General features: G+C 64.1%; 24 protein-coding genes. 4 read left to right on the top strand and 20 right to left on the bottom strand.

Features of this window, described 5'->3' with window-relative positions; all coding sequences use genetic code 11:
- Positions 1–60: 60 nt before the first annotated feature.
- From ispG to dxr, 3 genes are read right to left on the bottom strand one after another with little or no spacing between them, the layout of a single operon-like run.
- Positions 61–1,206 (bottom strand): flavodoxin-dependent (E)-4-hydroxy-3-methylbut-2-enyl-diphosphate synthase, encoded by a 1,146-nt coding sequence (gene ispG, locus ZAL01S_RS01360; RefSeq protein ID WP_174519445.1) that lies wholly within the window; start codon positions 1,204–1,206, stop codon positions 61–63.
- Between the two features lie 52 nt (positions 1,207–1,258).
- Positions 1,259–2,608: a M50 family metallopeptidase gene (locus ZAL01S_RS01355; RefSeq protein ID WP_066079323.1), complete on the bottom strand. Its 1,350-nt coding sequence runs from the start codon at positions 2,606–2,608 to the stop codon at positions 1,259–1,261.
- A gap of 6 nt (positions 2,609–2,614) precedes the next feature.
- On the bottom strand, positions 2,615–3,709 hold the full coding sequence (dxr, locus tag ZAL01S_RS01350; RefSeq protein WP_066079320.1) for a 1-deoxy-D-xylulose-5-phosphate reductoisomerase: 1,095 nt from the start codon (positions 3,707–3,709) through the stop codon (positions 2,615–2,617).
- A gap of 179 nt (positions 3,710–3,888) precedes the next feature.
- Here dxr and gabT point away from each other — a divergent pair, with 179 nt between their 5' ends.
- A complete protein-coding gene (gabT, locus tag ZAL01S_RS01345) occupies positions 3,889–5,223 on the top strand; it encodes a 4-aminobutyrate--2-oxoglutarate transaminase (protein WP_066079317.1) in 1,335 nt (444 codons plus the stop codon).
- A 285-nt stretch (positions 5,224–5,508) separates the two neighbouring features.
- Positions 5,509–6,519, top strand: a complete 1,011-nt coding sequence (locus tag ZAL01S_RS01340; RefSeq protein ID WP_244875292.1) for an asparaginase — start codon at positions 5,509–5,511, stop codon at positions 6,517–6,519.
- Here the strand turns inward: ZAL01S_RS01340 and ZAL01S_RS01335 are convergent.
- The 16 genes from ZAL01S_RS01335 to prmC all read right to left on the bottom strand — a co-directional run bounded on the left by ZAL01S_RS01335 (position 6,506) and on the right by prmC (position 22,396).
- The gene (locus ZAL01S_RS01335) at positions 6,506–9,286 is read right to left on the bottom strand and encodes an FtsK/SpoIIIE domain-containing protein (protein WP_066078578.1); all 2,781 of its coding nucleotides are present in this window, start codon (positions 9,284–9,286) and stop codon (positions 6,506–6,508) included. The two genes, ZAL01S_RS01340 and ZAL01S_RS01335, sit on opposite strands and share 14 nt — an antisense overlap.
- Positions 9,286–10,401, bottom strand: a complete 1,116-nt coding sequence (locus ZAL01S_RS01330; RefSeq protein ID WP_066078575.1) for a DUF4192 family protein — start codon at positions 10,399–10,401, stop codon at positions 9,286–9,288. The genes ZAL01S_RS01335 and ZAL01S_RS01330 overlap by 1 nt, the downstream gene beginning before the upstream one ends.
- A 169-nt stretch (positions 10,402–10,570) precedes the next feature.
- On the bottom strand, positions 10,571–11,155 hold the full coding sequence (locus tag ZAL01S_RS10450) for a DUF5684 domain-containing protein (RefSeq protein WP_066078572.1): 585 nt from the start codon (positions 11,153–11,155) through the stop codon (positions 10,571–10,573).
- Between the two features lie 85 nt (positions 11,156–11,240).
- Complete coding sequence (locus tag ZAL01S_RS01320; protein WP_083522955.1) at positions 11,241–12,056, bottom strand: YaaA family protein; 816 nt, start codon at positions 12,054–12,056, stop codon at positions 11,241–11,243.
- Positions 12,053–12,325, bottom strand: coding sequence for a F0F1 ATP synthase subunit epsilon (locus tag ZAL01S_RS01315; protein WP_066078567.1), 273 nt, complete (start codon positions 12,323–12,325; stop codon positions 12,053–12,055). The genes ZAL01S_RS01320 and ZAL01S_RS01315 overlap by 4 nt, the downstream gene beginning before the upstream one ends.
- 2 nt (positions 12,326–12,327) lie before the next feature.
- Complete coding sequence (gene atpD, locus ZAL01S_RS01310) at positions 12,328–13,794, bottom strand: F0F1 ATP synthase subunit beta (protein ID WP_244875291.1); 1,467 nt, start codon at positions 13,792–13,794, stop codon at positions 12,328–12,330.
- A gap of 40 nt (positions 13,795–13,834) precedes the next feature.
- Entirely contained in the window at positions 13,835–14,734 is a 900-nt protein-coding gene (locus ZAL01S_RS01305; RefSeq protein WP_066078564.1) for a F0F1 ATP synthase subunit gamma, read from the bottom strand.
- Positions 14,735–14,769: 35 nt separating this feature from the next.
- On the bottom strand, positions 14,770–16,413 hold the full coding sequence (gene atpA, locus ZAL01S_RS01300; protein WP_066078562.1) for a F0F1 ATP synthase subunit alpha: 1,644 nt from the start codon (positions 16,411–16,413) through the stop codon (positions 14,770–14,772).
- 48 nt (positions 16,414–16,461) lie between these two features.
- The gene (locus ZAL01S_RS01295) at positions 16,462–17,250 is read right to left on the bottom strand and encodes a F0F1 ATP synthase subunit delta (protein ID WP_066078558.1); all 789 of its coding nucleotides are present in this window, start codon (positions 17,248–17,250) and stop codon (positions 16,462–16,464) included.
- A complete protein-coding gene (locus ZAL01S_RS01290; protein WP_066078553.1) occupies positions 17,250–17,810 on the bottom strand; it encodes a F0F1 ATP synthase subunit B in 561 nt (186 codons plus the stop codon). The genes ZAL01S_RS01295 and ZAL01S_RS01290 overlap by 1 nt, the downstream gene beginning before the upstream one ends.
- A gap of 12 nt (positions 17,811–17,822) precedes the next feature.
- Complete coding sequence (atpE, locus tag ZAL01S_RS01285) at positions 17,823–18,053, bottom strand: ATP synthase F0 subunit C (protein WP_066078550.1); 231 nt, start codon at positions 18,051–18,053, stop codon at positions 17,823–17,825.
- Positions 18,054–18,136: 83 nt separating this feature from the next.
- A complete protein-coding gene (gene atpB / locus ZAL01S_RS01280) occupies positions 18,137–18,943 on the bottom strand; it encodes a F0F1 ATP synthase subunit A (RefSeq protein WP_306301587.1) in 807 nt (268 codons plus the stop codon).
- Between the two features lie 178 nt (positions 18,944–19,121).
- The gene (locus ZAL01S_RS01275; RefSeq protein WP_066078544.1) at positions 19,122–19,556 is read right to left on the bottom strand and encodes a hypothetical protein; all 435 of its coding nucleotides are present in this window, start codon (positions 19,554–19,556) and stop codon (positions 19,122–19,124) included.
- Complete coding sequence (locus tag ZAL01S_RS01270) at positions 19,553–20,824, bottom strand: MraY family glycosyltransferase (protein ID WP_066078541.1); 1,272 nt, start codon at positions 20,822–20,824, stop codon at positions 19,553–19,555. The genes ZAL01S_RS01275 and ZAL01S_RS01270 overlap by 4 nt, the downstream gene beginning before the upstream one ends.
- Positions 20,824–21,495, bottom strand: coding sequence for an L-threonylcarbamoyladenylate synthase (locus tag ZAL01S_RS01265; protein WP_066078537.1), 672 nt, complete (start codon positions 21,493–21,495; stop codon positions 20,824–20,826). Before ZAL01S_RS01265 ends, ZAL01S_RS01270 begins: the two co-directional genes overlap by 1 nt.
- A 13-nt stretch (positions 21,496–21,508) precedes the next feature.
- Positions 21,509–22,396 carry a peptide chain release factor N(5)-glutamine methyltransferase gene (gene prmC, locus ZAL01S_RS01260; RefSeq protein WP_066078534.1) on the bottom strand — a complete coding sequence of 296 codons (888 nt, stop codon included), beginning with the start codon at positions 22,394–22,396 and terminating at the stop codon, positions 21,509–21,511.
- 183 nt (positions 22,397–22,579) lie between these two features.
- Between prmC and cysK the strand changes: the two genes are divergently transcribed.
- Positions 22,580–23,518 (top strand): cysteine synthase A, encoded by a 939-nt coding sequence (gene cysK, locus ZAL01S_RS01255; protein ID WP_066079307.1) that lies wholly within the window; start codon positions 22,580–22,582, stop codon positions 23,516–23,518.
- 3 nt (positions 23,519–23,521) lie between these two features.
- Complete coding sequence (epsC, locus tag ZAL01S_RS01250; protein WP_083522954.1) at positions 23,522–24,124, top strand: serine O-acetyltransferase EpsC; 603 nt, start codon at positions 23,522–23,524, stop codon at positions 24,122–24,124.
- A 58-nt stretch (positions 24,125–24,182) separates the two neighbouring features.
- Here epsC and prfA read toward each other — a convergent pair whose 3' ends face one another.
- Positions 24,183–25,265, bottom strand: coding sequence for a peptide chain release factor 1 (gene prfA, locus ZAL01S_RS01245; protein WP_066079303.1), 1,083 nt, complete (start codon positions 25,263–25,265; stop codon positions 24,183–24,185).

Raw genomic sequence — 25,265 nt, 5'->3', positions numbered from 1 at the left:
TGCGCCGGAGACGCATCAGGCGCCATCCATGACTCTGGATGACACCTGATGATCGGGTCCTTAGACGATCACTTCCGGGGTGCCGGTTGCGCTCGTAGGCATCTCAGCAGCGATACGGTTCGCTTCCTGGATGAGCGTCTCGACGATCTCGGATTCGGGCACCGTCTTGATGACTTCACCCTTGACAAAGATCTGGCCCTTGCCGTTACCGGAGGCGACACCGAGGTCCGCCTCACGCGCTTCGCCGGGGCCGTTCACAACGCAGCCCATGACGGCCACACGGATCGGCACCGTGAGGTGCTTGAGGCCCTCGGTCACGTTCTCGGCGAGCGTGTACACGTCAACCTGGGCGCGGCCACAGGACGGGCAGCTCACGATCTCAAGGCGACGCTCGCGGAGGTTGAGCGACTGCAGGATCTGCAGGCCAACCTTGACCTCTTCGGCAGGCGGAGCAGAGAGCGAGACGCGAATCGTGTCACCGATACCCTCAGCGAGCAGGATGCCGAAGGCGGTGGCCGACTTGATCGTGCCCTGGAAGGCGGGGCCCGCTTCGGTGACGCCGAGGTGGAGCGGCCAGTCGCCGCGCTCAGCAAGCATCCGATACGCCTTCACCATGACGATCGGGTCGTTGTGCTTGACCGAGATCTTGAAGTCGTGGAAATCGTGCTCTTCGAACAGGCTCGCTTCCCACACCGCCGACTCAACGAGAGCTTCCGCGGTGGGCTTGCCGTACTTCTGCAGCAGACTCGGCTCGAGCGAACCCGCGTTCACGCCGATGCGCAGCGACACACCGGCATCCTTCGCGGCCTTCGCGATCTCGCCGACCTTGTCGTCGAACTTGCGGATGTTGCCCGGGTTCACACGCACCGCCGCGCAGCCCGCGTCGATGGCCTTGAACACGTACGCCGGCTGGAAGTGGATGTCTGCGATAACCGGAATCTGGCTCTTCTTCGCAATGATCGGAAGCGCTTCCGCATCGTCGCGGCTCGGCACGGCCACACGCACAATGTCGCAACCGGATGCGGTGAGCTCGGCGATCTGCTGCAGCGTCGCGTTGATGTCCGTGGTGGGAGTCGTCGTCATCGACTGCACGCTCACGGGTGCGTCGCCACCGACCTCCACATTGCCGACCTTGATCTTGCGCGACTTGCGGCGCGGGGCAAGGGTTTCGGGGACCTTGGGCATTCCGAGATTCACTGCTGGCACGTGGGCCATTGTAGGCCCGGTGCCTTCATGTGCAGCCGAAGCTCGCCCGGTGTTACTTCCCGGTCAGGCTGATCGGATTGACGATGTCGACGTAAATGAAGAGTGCGCTCATTGCCAGGAGGAGACCGGCAACCACCATCGTGATCGGCAAAAGCTTTGCGGTGTCGAAGGGGCCCGGGTCTTCCTTCCCGAACGCCTTCGCGAGGCCGCGGCGGATCATGTCGACGATCGAGGCGAAAATGTGCCCGCCGTCAAGCGGCGGCAGCGGGATGAGGTTCATGATGCCGAGCGCAATGTTCACCGAGCCGACAATCTGAATGACCGTCGCGATGCGGTCGAGCACCGGGATTTCCGTGAGCGCAGAGACTTCGCCGACGATTCGGCCGACACCGACCACCGACTGCGGGCCGTTCGGATCACGTTCAGCTCCGCCGAAGCCTGCGTGCCACATGTCCACAACACGCTGCGGCAGGCTCATGATCATCTCGAATACCTTGCCGATGTTGAAGCCCGCGAATTCGAAGGCGTAGCTCGGCGGCATCTGCTCGCGTGCGCTCGTCGGCGAGACTCCGACAAAGCCGACGACCTCAGTCTTGTAGTTGCCGGCCTCGTCCTTCACCCGCTCGCCCGAAAAGTCGTCCGTGACGAACACGGTGTTCGCGCGGGGCGTGATCGTGACGGTCTGCTGCTGACCTGCGCGTTCGATGACCGTCTCGATGGGCTTATCCGCGTTCGCACGGATGATGGCGGTCGCGTCTTTCCAGTCGTGCAGTTCGGTGCCGTTCATTGACACGAGCTTGTCGCCGGGCAGGAGCCCAGCCGCGGCCCCGGGGGCAGGCGTCGAGCAGTTCTCTGCGGCAGCGTCGCCGAGCTGGGCGGCCTCTGCCTGCGAGACCATGCACTTGGAAACCGAGTAGAGCGTGGTCGTGGGCTGGTAGATACCGAATCCGCTCACCACGATGAGGAAGCACACGACCGCGATGACGAGGTTCATAACGGGGCCGGCGAGCATGACGATGATCCGCTTCCACGCGGGCAGGAGCGAGAACGCGCGGTGCTCCTCCCCTGGCATGATCGTCTCTTGGTTCGCCTCGCGGGCGTCCTCGATCATGTTCGAGAGAAAGCCCGTCCCGCCGTCGCGGGGCGCTTCACCAGCATGCTTCGGCGGGTACATGCCCGAAAGGGCGACGTAGCCACCGAGCGGCAGGAGCTTGAAGCCGTACTCGGTTTCGCCCTTCACCTTCGACCAGATCGTCGGGCCGAATCCGATCATGTACTGCGAGACCCGAACGCCGAACATCTTCGCGGTCGTCAGGTGACCGAGTTCGTGCAGGGCGATCGAGACGGCGAGGCCGATGAAGGCGACGACAACACCGACGATGAAGAGAAGGACCTGTTCCACGAGCACCTAGCGTACGTTGAGCCGCTCGCGTGCACGCTGACGCGCCCACACTTCGGCAGCTTCGAGCGATTCAAGCGTGACGTCACCAGCGTCCGGCTCGTGTTCGTCGACAATCTTTGCGACTGCGTCAACGATGTCGAGGAAGCCGATCTTTCCCTCGTGGAAGGCGTCGACCGCCTCCTCATTCGCCGCGTTGAAGACGACCGGGTAGCTCGATCCTGCCTCGGCGACCTGCTTCGCGAGGTTCACGGCAGGGAAGGTCTCGGTGTCCAAGGGCAGAAACTGCCACTCGTGCGCCTTCGTCCAATCAACCGGGGCGACGGCCTCCGGGATGCGGCGCGGCCAGTCGAGACCGAGTGCGATCGGCAGACGCATGTCGGGGTTTGAGACCTGCGCAATCGTCGAACCGTCGACGAATTCGACCATGGAGTGGATCATCGACTGCGGGTGCACGACAACGTCAATCTGTGCGAGCGGCACATCAAACAGCACGTGTGCCTCGATCACCTCGAGCCCTTTGTTCATGAGCGTTGCGGAGTTCGTCGTGACGACGCGGCCCATATTCCAGGTGGGGTGTGCGAGGGCCTGGGCGGGTGCGACGTCCTGAAGTTCCTCCCGCGTCTTGCCGCGGAAGGGGCCGCCCGATGCAGTGAGGACGAGTCGGCGAAGCTCACTGCGGGTGCCGCTGACAAGACACTGCGCGATCGCAGAGTGCTCCGAGTCGACGGGGACGATCTGCCCCGGCTGACGACGGGCACGGACGAGATCTGCGCCGACGACGAGCGATTCCTTGTTGGCGAGGGCAAGGCTCGTGCCGCGCTCGAGGGCGGCAAGCGTCGAGCGAAGACCGGCGGACCCGGTGATGCCGTTCACGACGACGTCCGCATCAACCGAGCGCACGAGAGCCTCGGATTCGAGGGTACCGAAAGCCAGGTGATCACTCGGAACGCCAAACTCAGCCGCCTGAGCAGCGACGAGCTCACGGTTTCGCCCCGCCGAGAGCCCGACGACCTCAAATTCGCCGGGTCGTTGGCGGATGACGTCGAGAGCCTGCGTGCCGATCGAGCCAGTGGATCCGAGCAAAAGTACGCGTCGTGCCATGGCACTATCTTCCCGCACATTGTCGAGCGTTCGGTCGGGATGCTCGTTGCCCCGAATCATTGCGCAACGCGGCTGTTGTGGCCGTCGATCGAGGGGGCTGCAGAGTTCTATGCCGTCGCACCATGATGTTGTGCGATTTTGATGACGTTTTGTACGAAGAACGGGGCTACCCTGGCGCCATGACTGACACCACGTTCGAACCCGTCCGCAAGGTCGTTACCGCTATCCCTGGCCCGAAGTCGCAGGAGCTCATGGCTCGCTATGAGAAGGCTGTCCCGAAGGGCATCACCCCCGGCTACGCATCCGTTGCTGAATTCGCTGAGGGCGCCATCATCCGCGATGTCGACGGCAACCAGTTCATCGACCTCGGTTCGGGTATCGGTGTGACCACGCTCGGTCACCGCCATCCGAAGGTGGTTGAGGCGGTCAAGGCTCAGGCCGACCAGTTCCTCCACATGGCCGCTGGCATCACCCCCTACGAGCTCTACATCACGGTTGCCGAGAAGCTCGCTGCGAACGCCCCCGGTGACTTCGCGAAGAAGGCCTTCTTCATGAACTCGGGCGCCGAGGCTGTTGAGAACGCCGTCAAGATCGCTCGCGCTTACACCGGCAAGGCCAACGTCGCCGTCCTCGACCACTCGTTCCACGGCCGCACAAACCTCACGATGGCCATGAACCACAAGTCCGTCTACGCCACGAAGATGGGCCCGCTCGCTGGCTCGGTGCACCACGCTCCGAACTCGTACCCGTACCGCGACGGTCTCTCGGGTGAAGAGGCTGCTGCCCGCACGATCGAGTTCCTCGAGAAGCGCATTGGCGCTGTCGACCTCGCTGCGGTCATCGCCGAGCCGATCCAGGGTGAGGGTGGCTTCATCGTCGCCGCTGACGGCTACTACAACAAGCTCATCGAGTGGTGCCACGCCAACGACGTCCTCTTCGTTGCCGACGAGGTCCAGTCGGGTATTGCTCGCTCGGGCAAGTTCTTCGCTTCGGAGTACTACGGCATCGAGCCGGACCTCATCACCTTCGCAAAGGGTATCGCCGACGGCATGGTCCTTTCGGGTGTGCTCGGCCGCGCCGAGGTCATGGACGCTCCGCTCCCCGGCCGTCTCGGTGGCACCTACGGCGGCAACCCGACCGCGCTTGCTGCTGCGAACGCCGTCATCGACGCCATCCACGAGGAGAACCTCTGCGAGGAAGCCCTCCGCATCGAAAAGGGCCTGCGCGCCTTCTTCGAGGAGCAGAAGACGAAGACCGACGTCATCGGTGACATCCGTGGCCACGGCGCCATGTTCGCTGTCGAGTTCGTCGAGGCTGGCACCGCTGAGACGACGAAGAAGCCGAACACGGCAGCAGTGAAGACGATTGTCGACCACGCTTTCGCGAACGGCGTCATCCTCCTCACCTGTGGTAGCTACGGCAACGTCATTCGCTTCCTCCCGTCGGTGACCCTCACCGACGAGCAGCTCCAGGACGCACTCTCGGTCATCGCCGAGGGCATCGCGAAGCTCTAAGGAGCTCACTCACGCACGGCGCGGCCTTGCGGCCTCGCATGTGACAGTCACACCGGTGCGGTGGTTGGTCTTCGGACTGACCACCGCACCGGTGTTTTGCACGCTGCTCGGGAGTGCTGCGTGCGGATGTGTGTGGCTGCGGCGTTGAGTTGGCAACCTGCCGGTTGTCAACATCCCCAGATGAGGGCCTGTTTGCGGACACGACTTGGTAGTCGCAACGGGTGTTCTTGGTGGGTTGAACAGCATCCACGGAAGTTCGGGGACGTCCTCACTACGATCGGTGTCGTGATTGAAACGTTCTCCGCAGCTTCTGCAGTCGAATTGGCCGTTGTTGAGCGCTCGGGATTTGTCGAGTCGCGTCACGTGGGATCCGCTGTGCTCGTGGATCCGGAGGGCGAAGTCGTCCTTGCGCTCGGCGACGCGTCGACGCCGATTTTTCCGCGTTCGACGCTAAAGTTTTTCCAGGCGATTGCCTCGCTGAACTCTGGCGCTGTGCTCACTGAGGAGCAGGTGGCAATCGCTGCGGCGAGCCACGGCGGCACGGCCCGCCACGTGGCTCTCGTGCGCGAGATCCTTGCGAGTGTGGGTCTGGATGACCGTGCGCTCGGTTGTCCGCCGGACTGGCCGCTTGATCGTGCAGCGCGCGACCAGCTCGTTCGTGCGGGTGAGCAGAAGCAGCCGGTGTGTATGAACTGCTCGGGCAAGCATGCGGCGATGCTCGCAGCCTGTGTCGCCCAGGGCTGGCCACTTGAGAGCTACCTCGACCCGGAGCACCCGCTGCAGCAGCAGGTGCGTGAGGTGATCGAGCGCCTCACGACTGAGCGTCCTGCCGCGAGCGGTGTCGATGGCTGCGGCGCACCAGTGCACGCCATTTCGCTCACTGCCCTCGCTCGCGGTGTTGCGCGCGTGCGCACGGCCAACCCCTCCTCCCCCTTCGCGCTGTTCCGGAACGCCTCGCGCGTCGCGCAGGCCATGCTCGCGCACCCGTGGGCCGTGGATGGCCCGGGCCGCCCGAACACGATCGTCATCGAGGAGCTCGGTGTCATCGCAAAGACGGGCGCTGAGGGTGTCATCGTCATGGCTGCCGAGGATGGCACGACCGCCGCGGTGAAGATTCTTGATGGTTCGCCGCGTGCGCTCACGCTCGTTGGCCTGCAGCTGCTCGTGACCGCGGGCAAGGTTGCCGTCGCCGATGTGCAGGCACTCGTGCCCCGTCTCGAGCTTGAGGTGTTCGGTCGCGGCGCGCAGGTCGGTGCAATCCGCATCGGCAAGGACGTGCCGCTCACGCTCGCATAGCCTCCACCGACTGTTTGGGCCGCGGCCGCGCCGGGCGGATGCGCAGCTCGGTCGAGGCCGTCGTGAGCCGTGCGGCTGCTCGCGCGGAGTGTGAGATACCAGCGTGTTCTCCCCCGCCTACCTTGTCGACGTCGGATGGTTCGACGAGACGGTAGGTGTCATCGGCGCGATACAGGATGTACTGGCTTCGGTGGTTCGTCGGCGGTGGCGCTTCGTGCCCGCGCAAAAGGGCACGGAACTCCCCCGCTGACACCTGATCCAGCAGAATCTCGGCACGCGTTCGCGAGGCGGCGAGTGCACCACCGGTCGCGATCCACTGTTCCGGTGTGCCGAGGACGGCGACGCCTCGCGAGGCACACCGCGTGTGTCGTGCCTCGTCATCCTGCGATGGGCTCTCGAGTTCACGGACCAGCCAGCCACACGATTCGAGCTGCGATCGGATCGAGCTGCCTCGGGTCACAACGGCAAGGTCACCGCGCAGGTTGGCGAGGTGGCAGCTCACCGTGATGCCTTCGCTCGTTCCCTCGGGCCATACGCTCTCGTGCAGGAAGTGGATGTGGGTACTGCCGAGGAGCGCGCGTCCCGGCACCGCGCGCTCATTCCAAAGTGCAGGGTCACCGCCAGCGAGCAGATAGTCCTGTTTCGTGTTGCTCCGCAGCAGCAACCGCGTCGTGCAGTTCGCGAGCACATTGCTCCATGGTGCGTTCGGTCGCTGCAGTGTGAGGGCCACGCTGAGGTCGTCGTTCGCGCTCCTGAGGAGCGCTGCGAGAGATTCCGCGAACTCGTGGCGACGCGCTTCATCGAGACGGTGTCCGAGGGCATCGAGATCGTCGATGATGAGCATTCGCGGGTGATTCGAGGCGCCGGCTTGCAGTTGGCGCAGTTGCAGCCAGGCAGTGCCGGGGTCCGTGCTCATACGGATGAGGTCCTGGCCAGTGTTCGCCGCGGCGTGCGCGAGAGCCCTGAGGGCTGTGGTCTTGCCGCTTCCGCTGCCGCCGAGGACAATCGCACGCAGGCCCGGTTCGAACTGGATCATCCCCTGCCACTGTTCGTCGGGACGATCTCCGATCGCATACGCGGCCGGCGAGGAATCACGTACGGAGGCTCCCTCGACCATCGTTGGCAGCGCAGGATGTACGAGGCGCGCACACGCAGTTGCGTCGTGCCAACGCTCCGCGATTTCCTCACGATTACGTGGCGTACACAACGGTGCCTGAGCTTCCACCGGTCCATTACCGACATCAATGAACGCCCGGCCACGCGCGGCTGCCGGGATCGATGCCGCATCGTCGGTACCGATGACCGCTTGGCTTTCCTGGTTTGCGGTGACGCGGAGGCAGACGCGAATCGAGCAATTTGCCATGAGCGCGTCGCGGGCAGCTGCATGCGGCCGCTGCGTGCAGAGGATGAGGTGAATCCCGAGGCTTCGGCCTCGTGCTCCAAGATCAGCGAAGAGCTGTTGGAGGCGCGGATGCCGTGTGAGGAGCGTTTGGAACTCATCAACGACCACGACCAGTCGTGGCGGCGGAAACGTGAGCTCGTCCACATCGCGGCGCCGTTCAGCTCGGAGCAGACGTTCTCGTCGCACAATTTCTGCTGCGAGGCTCTCGGCGCAGCGCTGTGCCTCATCCTCGCCGTCGAGATCGGTCACGACGCCCGCGCAGTGCGGCAGCTCGATGAGTGGGTCGAAGGTCGCGCCGCCCTTGAAATCCAGGCCGAGGAACACGAATTCCTTCGGCGAATGCCGTGCCGCAAGTCCCGCAATCCAGGTGATGAGCAGTTCGCTCTTGCCGGATCCGGTCGTGCCGCCGATCACCGCGTGCGGCCCGTCGGCGACCAGGTCGACGACAACGTGCCCGTCCGAGGAAACGCCGAGAGGTGCCGCGAGACTCCCTCGTCGATTGTTCGGAGTTCCGAGGTCGAATTGCGCGGCCTGTTCAAGCAGGGACCCGCTGTCAGCGACGCTGCCTGCGATGTCGCGCCAGCGCGCGAGTTCAGCGACCGATGCCCGTTCTGGAGTGACGATGCGTTCACCGTCATCATCAATGAGCCGGGCGAAGCCCAGTACTGGCGTATCAAGGTGCAGCTCGGCGCATCCGCTCGTGCGGCATCCATTCGTCCCAGCGACGCGGCGAATGCGGCGATCGAGTTCATCGTCTGAGAGGCCCATTGCCTGCCCCTGCACTCGGAGTGCCGCGACGGTGGCCCGCGCCGCGACGGGTTCTCCCACAACGACCAGCTCGGCGCTTGAGGTCGTGATGGGGCATCCGCTCGTGAACCGGGCATGGCGGGCAAGCTCGAGCAGTGCCTCGTGACGTCCAGGTGCCCCCTCGATGGTGATGCCGCTCGATGTGGCGGCTGTCCCGACACACCACACGAGCTTGCTGTCCCGACCATCCGGCACGGTGCGAGCTGGTCGGATCCCCTGCAAAAGCTCTGGAATGAGCGGATGCCTGCGTCGCCGCTCGGCCCGGATGACGTCGTGGAGTTCGTCGATGTGTTTCTTGGCCTCACGAAGTTCTCGCTCGAGACGCGCGCGCTCGCGCCGAATGAGTCGGCGCGAGCTGCGCCGTGTTTCCAGCCACGATGCAGTGCTGAGGACCGGCCCAAGCGCGGCAAAGAGCAGCATGTGCTTTGACGAGGTGAGTGAAAACATAACCACCGCAACGACGACCGGTGCAATGAGCATGATGACCGGGAACGGGCGACGCTGCGGTTCAGCGGGAGCTTCGGGCAGCTGAACCCGATATTCGAGCGGGAGCTGCATTAGGCGACCGCTCCGAGCCCGTATGGGTTCTCGCCCACTGGCACGACGCCAAACCAGGGCGGCACTACCCCGTGCTCGCACAGCCACACGACGAGGTGCGCGAGCCAGAAGTCCTCGTCACGCTGCAGTGCGAACAGCGCACATTCGACGGCGAAGGAACCTCGCCCGCGTGCCCACTCGAGAATGGCGAGCGCGGCGAGCACCTGCGCTTCAAGCTGGGGCGGGGTCACCGTGAGGAGGTCGCGCGTCTGAAAGGCCGCGCGTTCAAGGCGCTCACGTTCGACGGTCGGGAACGAGTGTTTGAGTTCCATCACATCGAACGGCGTCCCGCTGTCCGCAGCCTCGAGCATCGCGAGCCACATCTCCTCGAGTGCGCCATCAGCACCCGCGCCAAGGCCGAAGAGCGTGCTGGATGTCCAGCGGACGACGCTGCTGACCTCTTCGAAGAGGGCGAGCTGCAGCGCTGCGCACGCTCGGGAGAGGCCTCGCTTGTTCCAGCGCGGGCTCGTCAGGCGTTTGTCCCAAGCCGTCAGGGCACGCTCAAACAGCGTCTCGTCCCGGCGAACGCTGGCCATGCGCTCCGCGACGAGCGTGCGGCGCTCGATGTCGTTGCTTTCCAAGAGGAGCGTGAGCACATCACGCGGCGTCGTGAGCCCAATGCGTGTGACGCTCTCCTCCGTGACCTCGCTCAGCGATCGCGGGCCGAAGCCCGAGCAGTCTGGATCGTCGCAGCCGTACTCGCCCCATCCATTCCCAGCGCGGCACAGTGACGCGATGGTGGTGAATCCTCCGCGCGTGAGCGCTTCGTGGAGTGCTTCTTCGACGAGGCGCCACGGCGGCATGCCGGGGCCGTCAAATTCCTGCTCGGTAAACACTGCGGTGACGACCCGCTGATACCCCTCCAGGTGGCAGAGATATCCCACGACGGCCGTCGCGTACTGCTCGGCTTCGATGGGATTGAGGTTTTGGCGCGGGAGGTCGAAGCGGAGCACCGCGCCGCCGTGGTTGTCGTCAAAGGGCAGGATGACGAGGCTCTCCACGAGCGTGTGCTCGATGAGCTCGGGAATCTTGCGGAGGATGTCGATGGGTGTGCGAAGCGTCGTGGTCTCGGTCATGGCGACGAGGCTAGGAACACCGAAACTTCGATGCCGTGCGAGACCCAAGATTCTGTGAGCGCCCGCAAGCAATGAGGCCTGTGAATGGATTTGCGCGAATCGAGTTGCCCCAGAAACAGTAAACTGCGGCCCGGCCCCGAAGGACCGGACCGCCGTGAGTCAAAGAGCCTTAGTGCTGGCCGTACTGCTGCTGGCCGTACGCCTGCGGCTGCTGCTGGCCGTACGCCTGCTGGCCGTATGCCTGCGGCTGCTGGCCGTATGCCTGCGGCTGCTGGCCGTATGCCTGCTGCTGGCCGTACTGCTGCTGACCGTACGCCTGCTGGCCGTACGCCTGCTGGCCGTATGCCTGCTGGCCGCCGAGCTGCGGCTTGCCGCCCTGAGCGGTCGGCATGAGGCGCTCGTTGTACTGGTCCTTACCGAAGCCGAGGTGGAGCATCCAGATGTTCGCAAGGAGGATGGCGTAGGCGAGCCAGCCACCGTTGTCCTTGCCGAATGCCTTGTTGATGTTCATGGCGGGGAGGATCCAGCCGGCGAACGGAATGAAACACCACCAGCCTTCCTTGCCACCAACCTCAGCGAAGGTCCAGCCCTGCAGGATCGGCACCCAAGCCTTCCAAGCCGGCTGGCCAGCCTTCTTGAAGATGCCCTGGAAGCCAAGCGCCGTCACGACATAATAGAGCGCCAGGAAGAAGAAGTACATGCCAAAGAGCACGAGCAGAATGCCCACAGCGGCGTCGGAGTCGTACGTCGACACGAATTGTCCCTTTCGATCGGTTCGCGAACACGAACACCCTAGAAGACTCTGGGAAACGATGCTTCCTCTACATACCTCTTTGGTGTCATCCCGTGGTTGTAGATTGCCCTAGTCGCTGTTGTCGAGGATCGTCAACGGTGACCATCGCTTCACGCTCTGAAACGGGGTCGATCTCGATGCCAAGCGCACGGAGAACACTGCAGAGGCCTTCCATGTCCCCCACGGCATCGAGCTGCTCGTGCACCTCAGAATCGGCCAAAGCGAGCGTCCGCAGAAACTCGCCCTTGCCTTGCTTGTTGAAGTGGTTGAGCTGCTTGAGCTCACCAGTCGGCATCCGGGTCACAAATTCCAAGACGAGCGCATCGTCGCGATCCGGCAGCGGCCCAAGCGCTGCATAGCTCTTCGAACGCAGATCAAGGACGACGCCCTTGTGTTCAGCGAGCACGGCAGCGCATTCGCGTGCCCATCGCTGCTTCATCGAGCGTTTGCCGAGGCCCGTTGACGCCGAGCAGCGGTACGCGGGGATGGCATCGCTCCCCCGCACGAGGCCCCACAGCGCCGACTGGATGACATATCGCTCCAGTGCCCATGTGCGTGCAGCATCGGGCAAGCTCGCAACATCCAGCGCGTCGTACAGCACGCCCGTGTAGCGCTCGAGCGCTGGCATCCGCGGCGCATCACACAGCGCGAGATTCCGTGCACGCTCGGTCTCGGCGAGCTTATCCGAAAGCTTCAGCGCACGCTGATGCGCCTCGGCGTCGCCCGCGAGGGCCCGCAGTTCGGTCAGTGCTTCTTCGCGCGCCTCGTCCTGCACCGGACCGAACAAAGATGCAGAAACGGCGCTGCCGCCATCCCGTTTGGTTTCGGATGGCGGCAGCAGCGCAATCAGCGAGTTGGTCAAGCCGAGAGCGACGCCTCACGAGCGACGATCGTCACGCGGTCCTGTGCGACCGAGAGGAAACCGTCATTGGCGAGAGCAGTCGTGCTCTGACCCTCGGCGTCGGTGATGCGCACCTCACCGGCACCGAGCATCGCAAGCACCGGCTCGTGACCGGGCAGGATACCCATTTCGCCTTCGGTGGTGCGGGCGACGACAGACTTCGCTTCGCCCTCCCACACCTGGCTGGTCGCCGAGACAACGCTCACGGTCAGCGTATTTCCAGAAGCCATGCTTAGGCCATTTCCTTCTGGATGTTCGCCCACTTCTCTTCGACGTCGGAGATACCACCGACGTTGAAGAAGGCCTGCTCGGCCACGTGGTCGAAGTCACCGCGGCAGATCGCGTCGAACGACTCGATCGTGTCCTTGAGCGGAACGGTCGAACCCTCAACACCCGTGAACTTCTTCGCCATGTAGGTGTTCTGCGAGAGGAACTGCTGGATGCGGCGGGCGCGTGCGACCGTCACCTTGTCCTCTTCCGAGAGCTCGTCGACACCGAGGATGGCGATGATCTCCTGAAGTTCCTTGTTCTTCTGGAGGATCTGCTTCACCGTGGTGGCCACGCGGTAGTGGTCCGCACCGAGGTAGCGCGGGTCCAGGATGCGCGAGGTCGAGGTGAGCGGGTCGACAGCCGGGTAGAGACCCTTCGACGCAATCTCACGCGAAAGCTCGGTGGTGGCGTCGAGGTGGGCGAAGGTGGTTGCCGGAGCCGGGTCGGTGAAGTCGTCAGCAGGGACGTAAATTGCCTGCAGCGAGGTAATCGAGTGACCACGCGTCGAGGTAATGCGCTCCTGGAGGAGACCCATCTCGTCGGCGAGGTTCGGCTGGTAACCCACGGCCGAAGGCATACGACCGAGAAGGGTCGACACCTCCGAACCGGCCTGCGTGAAGCGGAAGATGTTGTCGATGAAGAGGAGCACGTCCTGCTTCTGCACGTCGCGGAAGTACTCAGCCATGGTGAGGGCCGAGAGGGCGACGCGAAGACGCGTCCCCGGCGGCTCGTCCATCTGACCGAACACAAGGGCCGTCTTGTCGAAGACGCCTGCTTCTTCCATTTCGTAGATGAGGTCGTTACCTTCACGGGTACGCTCACCGACACCGGCGAACACCGACACACCACCGTGGTCCTGGGCGACGCGCTGAATCATCTCCTGGATGAGGACGGTCTTACCGACACCTGCACCACCGAAGAGACCAATCTTTCCACCCTGCACGTACGGGGTGAGGAGGTCGATGACCTTAATACCCGTCTCGAAGAGCTGGGTCTTCGACTCGAGCTGGTCGAATGCCGGCGGGGTGCGGTGGATCGGCCAGCGCTCGGTGATCTCGTAGGGCTCGGTGAGCATCGACTCGTTGAGGACGTCACCGGTCACGTTGAAGACCTTGCCCTTGGTCACGTCACCGACCGGCACCGAGATCGGTGCGCCGGTGTCGCGGACTTCCTGGCCGCGGATGAGACCGTCGGTCGGCTTGAGGGCAATGGCGCGCACGAGGTCGTCACCGAGGTGCTGGGCAACCTCGAGCGTGAGCTTGTGCGCCTGGTCGCCCATCGTGACGGTCGTCTCGAGGGCGTTGTAGATGCCAGGCATGGCGTTGTGAGGGAACTCGATGTCGACCACGGGGCCCGTGACGCGAGCGATCCGGCCCACGCCGGCCGCCTGCTCGGGCGCCCCCTGGTCGAGGAGCATGTTCTGCGTCATTGTCGTCCTTATCTGTGTTCGTGCGCGAACGTGAAGGTGCTTAGGAGGCGAGGGCGTCCGCGCCGCCCACGATCTCGGAGATCTGCTGCGTGATTTCGGCCTGGCGAGCGTTGTTCGCAAGGCGCGTGTAGTCACGCATCAGCTTGTCTGCGTTGTCGGAGGCCGACTTCATTGCGCGCTGGCGTGCAGCGAGCTCGGAAGCTGCCGAGTGGAGCATCGCGTTGAACAGACGCGACTCGATGTAGGCCGGCAGGAGCGCCTCGAGGACGTCCTGCGTGTTCGGCTCGAAGTTGTAGAGCGGGTAGAGCTCAGACGAGGTGTTCGTCGCGTCGTCCTCTGCATCGACCACTTCGAGGGGCAGCAGGCGCACGATGCGGGGTTCCTGCGACACCATGTTCTTGAAGTGGTTGTAGATGAAGTGGATCTCGTCGACGCCACCCTCTTCGTACGGCATGGTGAAACGCTCGACGAGCTCGTCGCCGATCTGCTTTGCTGTGCCGAACTTCGGTGCGTCCGTGTTGCCCGTCCACTGGCGAAGCGAGTCGCGGTCGCGGAAGCTGAAGTAGCCAACCGCCTTACGACCTACGAGGTAGTAGACGACCTCCTTGCCCTGCGAGGTGAGCAGCTCGGTGAGCTGCTCGGACTCGCGCAGGACGTTGGCCGAGAACGCGCCGTTGAGGCCGCGGTCGCTCGTGAACAGAACGACCGCAGCCCGACGCACCTCGGGACGTTCGGTGAGAAGAATGTGGTCGATGTTGGAGTACGACGCCACCGACGCGACGGCCTCAGTCACGGCCTTCGCGTAGGGGTTCGACTCCACCATACGAGCCCGCGCCTTCGCGATGCGCGAGGTGGCGATGAGCTCCATGGCGCGGGTGACCTTCTTCATCGTCTGGGCAGACCTGATCTTCTGCCGGTAGACCCGAAGCTGTGCTCCCATGGTTCTCCTGTACTAGCGAATCGGGAAGCGAGCGCCTAGTGGCGCTTGCTCCGAACGATGCGCTCCTGGTTGACGTCCTGCTCGAAAGCAGCTTCGAATTCCTCACGGCCAGCAGCGATGAGCGGCGTGCCCTCGCCGGTCTGGAACGTGTGGCGGAATGCGTCCACGCCCTCTTCCATGGCCTTGAGGGTGTCGTCCTCGAGCTTGCCCGAGTCGCGCAGGCGGTCGAGCACGTCCGTGTTGCGGCGGAAGTACTCGAGCATCTCCTGCTCGAAGCGAAGCACGTCTTCGACTGCGACGTCGTCGAGCTTGCCGTTGGTACCGGCCCACACCGAAACAACCTGCTCCTCAACCGGGTACGGCGTGTACTGCGGCTGCTTGAGGAGCTCAGTGAGGCGGGCACCGCGCTCAAGTTGCTTGCGGCTTGCGGCGTCGAGGTCCGAGGCGAACATCGCGAAGGCCTGCAGCGAGCGGTACTGAGCAAGCTCGAGCTTGAGGGTACCGGAGACCTTCTTGATGTGCTTCTGCTGTGCGTCACCACCAACACGCGAGACCGAGATACCCACGTCGACTGCCGGACGCTGGTTGGCGTTGAAGAGATCGGACTGGAGGAAGATCTGGCCGTCGGTGATCGAAATCACGTTGGTCGGGATGTAGGCCGAGACGTCGTTTGCCTTGGTCTCGATGATCGGAAGACCGGTCATGGAACCAGCACCGAGCTCGTCCGAGAGCTTGGCGCAACGCTCGAGCAGACGCGAGTGGAGGTAGAAGACGTCACCCGGGTATGCCTCGCGGCCCGGCGGGCGGCGGAGGAGGAGTGACACGGCACGGTAGGCCTCAGCCTGCTTCGACAGGTCGTCGAAGATGATGAGGACGTGCTTGCCCTGGTACATCCAGTGCTGACCGATGGCCGAACCGGTGTACGGAGCGAGGTACTTGAAGCCAGCGGGGTCGGATGCCGGCGACGCCACGATGGTCGTGTACTCCATGGCACCGGCGTCTTCGAGTGCGCCCTTCACCGAAGCGATGGTCGAACCCTTCTGGCCGATGGCGACGTAGATGCAGCGCACCTGCTTCGTCGGGTCGCCCGACTCCCAGTTCTTCTTCTGGTTGATGATGGCGTCGATCGCGATGGCGGTCTTACCGGTCTGGCGGTCACCAATGATGAGCTGACGCTGACCACGGCCAACCGGGATCATGGCGTCGATGGCCTTGATACCCGTCTCAAGCGGCTCGTGCACCGACTTGCGCATCATGACGCCAGGAGCCTGGAGCTCGAGGGCACGGCGGCCTTCGAGGCCAGCGATGTCGCCGAGGCCGTCAATCGGGTTACCGAGCGGGTCGACGACGCGGCCGAGGTAGCCCTCTCCAACCGGAACGGAGAGGACCTCGCCGGTGCGGCGCACGGCCATGCCTTCGACAATCTCGTCGAATTCACCGAGGACGACGACACCGATTTCCTGCTCGTCAAGGTTCTGAGCGAGGCCGAGCACACCGTTATCGAAGGTGATGAGCTCGTTGGCCATGACACCCGGAAGGCCCTCAACGTGGGCAATACCGTCGGCCGCGTCAATCACGACGCCGGTCTCGGTTGCCGATGCGCCCTCCGGACGGTACGACGAAGCGAAGTCCTTGAGGGCGTCGCGGATCTCGTCCGGGTTGATCGTAAGTTCTGACATGTTCTTCCCTAGTCGTTCGGGGCGCACCCCGGGGTAGTAAGCGAAGCGCTACGCGAGCGCGCGTCGAAGGTCGTTGAGCCTGGAGGCAACCGTGTCGTCGATGACGTCGTCACCGAATTCCACGCGAATGCCGCCGAGGACGGACGGATCGATGAGCGTTGCGAGCTGCACCTGACGACCGTACTTGCGGCTGAGTACCGCTTCGAGCCGCGTGAGCTGCTCCGCGGGGAGGGGCGCGGCGCTCGTGACCGTGGCCACGGAACGCTGAGCCTGAGCACTGGCGATGTCGGCGCCCCATGAGAGGAGGCGACGGACACGACGGCCCATGGGGTGCTCGATGAGGCCGAGGAGGACTGCGAGGGTTGCCTCGCCGACCTTGCCGCCGAAGAGTCGCTCTGCGATCTCGCGCTTGGCCGCCGGAGCGGTGAGCTTGGAACCGAGCGTGAGCTCAAGCTCGCCGTCCTCGGAGATGGCCTCCGCGATGGCAAGCAGTTCCGTCGAGATCTCCTGAGCCTTGCCCGAGGACTGCGCGACGGCCCGAACACCGAGTTCCTGGACTCCGAGGAGGAAGTCCTGATCGTTCGACCACCGGTGGCTGGCAGCTGCTGCGAGGAGTGCGCGTGCGCGCTCCCCCGCCGATGCTGCGAGCACACGCTCGATGAGCTGACGCTTGCGGTCGTTGTCGTGCTCCGAGTCAGCGAGTGCGCCGCGCAGCGACGCCTCCTTCTCGAAGACACCAACCGTGGCAAGCACTTCGCGGGCTGCGGCGAGGTCGCCGCCCCACGAGTCCAGCTCATTCGAGAGCGCAGTGAGCGCCTGCTTCGTCGCGCTTCCCATTAGCGAATCGTCTCCTGAGTTCCACGGGCCTCGCCGGCCTCGAGGCCGGCGAGGAAGCGGTCGACGATCGCGTGCTGGCGCTGGTCGTTCGAGAGCTCTTCACCGACAACGCCCGAGGCGAGCGTGACAGCGAGCTGGCCAACCTCAGAGCGGAGCGAGACGAGTGCCGACTGGCGCTCTGCTTCGATCTGGGCCTTGGCAGCGGCCGTCATGCGGTCGAGTTCTGCCTGAGTCTCGGCCTTCTTTTCGGCCTTGATCTGCTCGCTCTCGGCTCGTGCAGCCTCACGAATCTCGTTGGCTTCGGCACGTGCCTCAGCGAGCAGGCGCTCCTGCTCACCGCGCTGACGCGCAGCTTCTGCCTGAGCGAGTTCGGCCTTCTTGATGCCGCCCTCAATCTTCTCCTCGCGCTCTGCGAGGGTCTTCGTGAATGCCGGAATAACGAACTTCCAGAAGAACAGCGCGATGACGACGAAGACGACGAGCGACCAGACGATGTCATAGATCGCCGGGAAGAGGACATTGAATCCCTCGCCCGTCGATGCAGATGCGATGCTGATCATGCGTCAACCGCCTTACGCGAAGATGAAGTACGTTGCGACGCCGATGAAGGCGAGGAGCTCGGTGAAGGCGATGCCGAGGAACATCGTGACCTGGAGCTTGCCAGCCATCTCGGGCTGGCGAGCCATTGCCTCGACGGTCTTGCCTGCAACGATGCCGATACCGATGCCGGGGCCGATTGCAGCGAGGCCGTAACCGACGGTTGCGATGTTGCCGTTGATCTCGGCGAGCGTGGTGATGTCCACTGGGGTTTCCTTCCGGTTGGAACGGGGTTGAAGCCGGGCGGCTTCGAGCTTTGGATGTTGGGGCTTGAGGTCTGGGTGGTCTTTTAGTGCTCTTCGGACGCGGCCTGCTGAATGAAGACCGAGGTGAGGAGCGTGAACACGAAGGCCTGGAGCACTGCGGCAAGAAGCTCAACGAGCGTCATGACGAAGCCACCGAGGAGCGTCGGAACACCGAAGAGCGCGTTGACGCCGCCGAGCGTGAACACGAAGAAGTGTGTCGCGCTGAAGCAGAGGACGAGCAGGAGGTGCCCAACCATCATGTTGAGGAAGAGTCGGAGTGCGAGCGAGATAGGACGCACCACGAACACGTTGATGAACTCAATCGGCGTGAGGAGGATGTACATCGGCCACGGCACACCCGGGGGGAAGAGGGCGTTGCGGAGGAAGGTAGCTGCGCCTGCCTCGCGAATGCCCGCCCAGACGAAGGCGATGTAGGCGACGATCGCGAGGACGATCGGCATACCGATGAGCGAGGTTCCTGCGATGTTGAGGCCCGGGATGATACCGGTGATGTTCATCGCGAGGATGCCGAAGAACATGGCGGAGAGCAGCGGAAGGTACTTCTTCCCGAGCTGCTCGCCGAGGACGCCATCGACGATGTTTTCCTTCACGAAGCCGATCGCCATCTCAGCCACCGACTGCCCCTTACCGGGGATGACGCGGGGCTTGCGGAAAGCGAGCCAGAACAGCAGCAGCATGACGAGAACCGCGAGGACACGCACCATGATGATGCGGTTCATCTCGAGTGGACCAGCGTCGAAGCCGAAGAAGGTCTGGAAGAGCTTGGGAAGGTCGAACTCGTGGTCGAGGCTCGGCGGCGTGAACGAACCGTCCTCAGCCGCCGCGACGATGGCCTGCGTATTCAGGGTTGAAGCGAGCAGCTCTGTCTCCTGTCTCGGGGCACGGCATTCATGTCCAGTGCGACGCGGTTGGGACCGTTGAGCGGGGCGCGGGGCCTCACGCTCACCCGGTGCATCCTATCAAGAAATTCACAGTCAGGTTCATCGTTTCGTGACCTACGGCGTGTGGTCAGGGCTGGTCTCGTGCACGATCGCTGACGTACGGCATCCGTGCACGAAGCACACACAGCACGTCAACCACGAGGGTTCCAATGAGCGCCGCGACGAGGCACGCCCAGAGCGCAACGGGGTGAATCCAGGCCTGGTCACGGACGAACCAGAGCACGACCATGAAGAGCACAAACTTCAGCAGCCAGCCGAAGAGGATCGTGGCGAAAAAGTAGATCGTGTCGAGCTGCACGGCGATGATGAGGATGACCACGGTCACCCCTGCGAAGCCGAATCCAATTGCCGATGCGACGAGTGCGCTCCACACACCGTTCATGCCTACGAGGAGCCCCGCCACGAGTGATCCGATGACCGCAACAGCAATGGCGAGGACGGCTGACCAGCGAAGCACCTTGCGGTAGACGGCGATCGATGAGGGCTTGTTGGGAGTCGTCATGCGGTCTCAGCTTCACTCGGAGTGTCGGATGTGGAACTTGTCTGTCGCGCCTGTCGCTTGGCTGCGTAACGTGGGAGGGCCCGGCGGATGGTGTCTGCTTGCGCCTCGCCCTGCGAGTCGAGCGGGTCATCCGACTCGTCAAGGAGTGTTGGCGTCTTCTGGGCGCGAAGCTCGCGAGCCTTGCGGCGGCTGATGGGTGCCACGGTGAAGGCCGTGCAAATGATGAAGCCAACCGTGACGAACACGAGCGCGATCCATGCGTCCTCGAGGACGAAGGCGAGGAGCGCTCCCCCGGAGACGACGGCAGTCCACGCGTAGAAGATGAGCACGGCGCGAAGCTGCGTGTGCCCCATGTCGAGAAGGCGGTGGTGGAGGTGCTTGCGGTCGGCCGAGAACGGCGACTTGCCAGCGCTCATGCGTCGGACGACCGCCATCGTCAAGTCGAGGAGCGGCACGATGAGCACTGCAAAGGGAATGACGATCGGGAGAAACGCGGGTAGGAACTGCTCGGACTTAATCGTCATCGGGTCCACTTCACCGGTGACGGCAACGGCGGAGGTGGCCATGAGGAGCCCCAGCTGGAGGGCACCGCCATCGCCCATGAACATCTTCGCGGGGTTCCAGTTGATGGGGAGGAAACCCAGGCACATGCCGATGATGATGGCCGAGATGAGGGCCGCCATTGTGAAGCGTCCGGTCTGGCCAGCGAAGGCCGAGAGGAAGTAGCTGTAGAGCAGGAAGACGCCATTTGCGATGAGCGCAATGCCCGCGACAAGGCCATCCAGACCGTCGATGAAGTTCACCGCGTTCATGACGAGCACGACCGCGAGGACGGTGAAAGCGAGCGACATGAGGGGCGAGCCGACGGTGAGGCCACCGATTGGCAGCGAGGTAATCGCAACGCCTTGCCAGGCGAGGATGACGGCCGAGATCATCTGGCCGCCGAGTTTCGTCATCCAGTCGAGATCGACAAAGTCGTCAAGGACACCGATCACCATGATGAGCGTTGTCGCGCCAACGATCGCCCAAACGCGTTCTGGCTGCCCGAAGACAAGGTGGAACTGTTCGATCTGCGAGGCAACAACGATCGCGACCATGAATCCGAGGTACATCGCGACGCCGCCCAGGCGGGGCTTTGGCGTCGAGTGGACGTCTCTCTCACGCACCGGCGGATGCCAGCCGTGCTTCATCGCGAGCGGGTACACGATGCGGCACGCCAGGTAGGTGACGATCGCGGCGACGAGCACGATGAGCGCGTAGTTGCGCATTAGCCGTCCTCAGCGGGCGCGAGCCATTCGCAGAGCACCGCGGCTAGGCGTTCGCGCGCGAGGGCTCCCTGTCGAACAATGCGGGCGGGTTCTGCGGGCGTACGCGTCAGTGGTGTCGCATCCACGATCGTGGAGGCTTCTCCCCCGGCAGCACCACCGTCGAGAATCACCTCGAGCCGGTCACCGAGCGCTGCCTCAGCTTCAGCGGCGTTCGAGGAGGCCCGCTCGCCGTGACGGTTCGCGCTCGAAACCGCGAGCGGACCCACATCGCGCAGGAGTTCGCGGGCAAGTTCATTGTCGGGGATGCGAAGGGCCACCGTGCCGCGAGTCTCACCGAGGTCCCACTGCAGGCTCTGTCGGGCGGGCAGGATGACGGTGAGCGGCCCGGGCGAGAAGGCGATGATGGCCGAACGAATCGGGTCTGGCACGTGCTCGGCGAGCGCTTCGAGCGTCGCGAGGTCGGCGACAAGCACGGGCGGTGGCGACTGCCGGGTACGGCCCTTCGCCTCGAGGAGCTTTGCGACGCCGCCGTGCGAGAAGGCGTCGGCGGCGATGCCGTAGACGGTGTCGGTGGGCATGACGATAACGTCGCCTCGACCAAGTGCTGTACGCGCGGCACGAAGCCCTTCGAGGAGCTCGGTGCGATCTGCGCAATCGTAGATGCGTGCCATGACGCGGGCCAGTCTACTTGGCAGCTCCGGGACGGCGGGCGCGACTCACGCGATCGCGACCGAGAAGATCCTGATGCGTCGATGGATCGTGCCACCCTCTCGCAGCGAAGAGTGCCCGGATGGCGGGTCCCTGAGATTCGTCGTGTTCGAGGAACAGCGCACCGCCCGGAGGCAGGAGCGCTTCGCTGCGTTGGAGGATTGCACAGATGAGGTCGAGACCGTCCTCGCCGGAGAAGAGCGCTTCCTCGGGGTCGGCGCGACGCACCTCCGGCTCCTGGGGGACGTTTCGGCTCGGGATGTAGGGCGGATTCGAGACGATGACGGCCGGCCTAGCCTCCGACTGTTCGAGGCCTGTGGTGATGCTCGGCTCCTCGAGCCGGCCAAAGCGGGCCTCCACGCGCCCGTCTCCGTACCTCGCCACATTTCGCCGGAGCCATGGCCACGCCTCTGGCGACGCTTCCACCGTCACGACACGTGAACGCGGAAGTGCACGGGCAAGGGCGAGCGCGATGGCCCCACTACCGGCACAGAATTCGAGTACTCCCGGCGCATCCGTTGAGCCAAGCTCCGCGAGTTCTGTCAGCGCGAGTTCGACGAGAAGTTCCGTCTCCGGCCTCGGCACGAACACACCCGGACCGACCTCGAGTTCCATGTCCCAGAACGGGGCGCGGCCGGTGATGTGCTGGAGGGGTTCTCGGCGACGGCGCCGTTCCACAGCATCCTCGAGGCGTCGCTTGGTGTCCGCATCAATCGCGTCGCCGCGAAGGAGGGCGAGCTCGAGCTCGCCACGCGACATACCAAGACACGACGACAGCAGGATGTCAGCTTCGCTTGGGCTCGTGAGGCCTGCAGCGGCCAGCGTGCGACGAGCACGGTCACGAATCAAGCGAAGGTCATCCACGCCTCCATGCTCCCACGCGCTCAGGACGCCGACACTGCCGCCGACGCTCCGCCGAGGGCGAACAGGCTGTGCAAGTGCGTCGGAATATGACGTACCTCCATGCGCCTTCATGCTCTGGATGACAGCATGGTGACACCGACGGGCCACCGTCCGCCGCACGAGACCTCCCCCGAAAGGCCGCTCATGCCCGCAAAGATTCACGACAGCATCGCCGAGACGATTGGCGGTACTCCTCTCGTTCGCCTCAAGGCAGCCGAGGGCACCGGTGCGACGGTGCTCGCGAAGCTCGAATACTTCGCTCCCGGCTCCTCGGTGAAGGACCGTCTGGGCCTTGCCATCATCCGTGCCGCCGAAGCGGACGGCTCGCTCAAGCCCGGCGGTACGATCGTCGAGGGCACCTCCGGCAACACCGGTATTGCACTTGCTGGCATCGGTGCTGCGCTCGGCTACAAGGTCATCCTCACGATGCCGGAGACCATGTCGATTGAGCGCCGCATGCTCCTGCGTGCCTTCGGTGCTGAGCTCGTGCTCACGCCGGGCCCGGATGGCATGCGCGGTGCGGTCGAGAAGGCGGAAGAAATCGTCGCCTCCACGCCTGGAGCGATCCTCGCTCGCCAGTTCGAGAACGACGCGAACGCCCGCATCCACCGCGAGACGACCGCCGAAGAGATTTGGGCGGACACTGACGGCGCCGTGGACGCCATCGTTGCCGGTGTCGGCACGGGCGGCACCATCACCGGCATCGGCCAGATCCTCAAGGAGCGTAAGCCCTCGGCACGCGTCATCGCTGTTGAGCCGAAGGACTCACCGCTGCTCACCGAAGGTCACGCAGGCCCGCACAAGATCCAGGGCCTTGGCGCAAACTTCGTCCCGGCCGTCCTTGACCGTGAGGTGCTCGACGAGGTCATCGACGTTGAACTCGACGACGCACTCACCATCTCCCGCGCACTTGCCGCGAATGAAGGTATCTTCGCCGGTATTTCGGCCGGTGCCAACGTTTGGGCCGCTCTCGAGCTCGCGAAGCGCCCCGAGTTTGCGGGCAAGACGATCGTCGTCATCATCCCAGACACGGGCGAGCGCTACCTCTCCACGCCCTTGTTCGATCACCTGCGCGACGCCTAAACCATGACGAGCGACATGCGCACGCCGAAAGGCCGCCTCCCCGGGGACGCGGCCTTTCGGCGCATTCGAGAAGACCTTGCTGCCGCCCGTCGCGGCGACCCTGCGGCTCGCACGAAGCTCGAAGTAGCTCTCAACTACTCCGGCCTTCACGCCCTCTGGGTACACCGCCTCTCGCACCGCCTCTGGCAGCGCGATGGGACGAAGCTTCTCGCGCGCTGCATCTCGCAGTTCACGCGTTTTCTCACCGGCGTCGAGATCCACCCCGGCGCAAACATTGGCCGCCGCGTGTTCATCGACCACGGTATGGGGATCGTCATCGGCGAGACCGCAGAAGTGGGCGACGACGTCCTGATCTACCACGACGTCACCCTCGGCGGTGTCTCAACGAAGAAGGTGAAGCGTCACCCGACAATTGGCGACCGCGTGCTCATTGGTGCAGGCGCGAAGCTGCTCGGCCCGATCGAGATTGGCGCCGACTCAAAGGTGGGCGCGAACGCGGTCGTCACGAAGTCTGCTCCTGCGGGGTCCATCCTGACCGGCATCCCGGCGAAGGTTCGGCAGGCCCCGAATCCCGCCGCGCGCGCCGAGGGCTACTACGAGATCTAAGCCAACACGGCGAAGGGGCTCCACACCATCTGGTGGGAGCCCCTCCTCGTGTGCGGAACTAGTCGTTCTGTCCGCCGAGCGCCTTGAGCCGCGCCTCTTCGTCAGCTTGGATGGCTGACTCGATGACCTGGCCGAGGGCACCGTTGAGCACAGCATCAAGGTTGTACGCCTTGTACCCGGTGCGGTGATCCGCGATGCGATTCTCCGGGAAGTTGTACGTGCGGATGCGCTCCGAGCGGTCCATCGTGCGAATCTGCGACTTGCGAGCATCAGCTGCAGCAGCGTCCAACTGCTCCTGCTGGTGTGCAAGCAGTCGCGCCATGAGCACGCGCATCGCGGCAGCACGGTTCTGGATCTGCGACTTCTCGTTCTGCATCGACACGACGATGCCGGTAGGAAGGTGCGTAATACGCACCGCCGAGTCGGTCGTGTTCACCGACTGACCACCGGGGCCCGACGAGCGGTACACGTCAATCTTGAGGTCGTTCTGGTTGATCTCGATCTCTTCCGGCTCGTCAACTTCAGGGAAGACGAGCACGCCCGTGGTCGAGGTGTGGATGCGGCCCTGCGACTCGGTCGCCGGCACGCGCTGCACACGGTGCACGCCACCCTCGTACTTGAGCGACGCCCACACACCCTCAGCCGGGTCGTTCGAGGAGCCCTTGATTGCGACCTGGACGTCCTTGTAGCCGCCGAGGTCAGACTCCGTCTTGTCGAGGAGCTCAACCTTCCAGCCACGCTGTTCCGCGTAGTGCGAGTACATGCGAAGGAGGTCAGCAGCGAACAGTGCCGATTCTTCGCCACCTTCACCGCCCTTGATCTCCATGATGACGTCGCGGCCGTCATCCGGGTCGCGCGGGATGAGGAGGCGGCGCAGCTTCTCGCGCTGCTCCTTGAGTGCCTCTTCCAGCGTGGGGACTTCCTCAGCGAAGGCCTCGTCTTCCTTGGCGAGTTCGCGGGCGGCCTCGAGGTCGTCCTCAAGGCCACGGCGAGCGTCGTCAGCGTTGATGATCTGCGAGAGTTCCGCGTAGCGACGGTTCACCTTCTTGGCGCGCGCCGGGTTCGCGTGCAGCTCCGGGTCAGCCAGCTGCTCCTGAAGGTCGGCGTACTCCTCGCGGAGCGCACCGATCGAATCAAACAT

Source organism: [Zimmermannella] alba NBRC 15616, assembly GCF_001570905.1.
Lineage (GTDB): Bacteria > Actinomycetota > Actinomycetes > Actinomycetales > Microbacteriaceae > Pseudoclavibacter > Pseudoclavibacter albus.
This window is presented reverse-complemented; position numbering and strand designations above follow the sequence as displayed.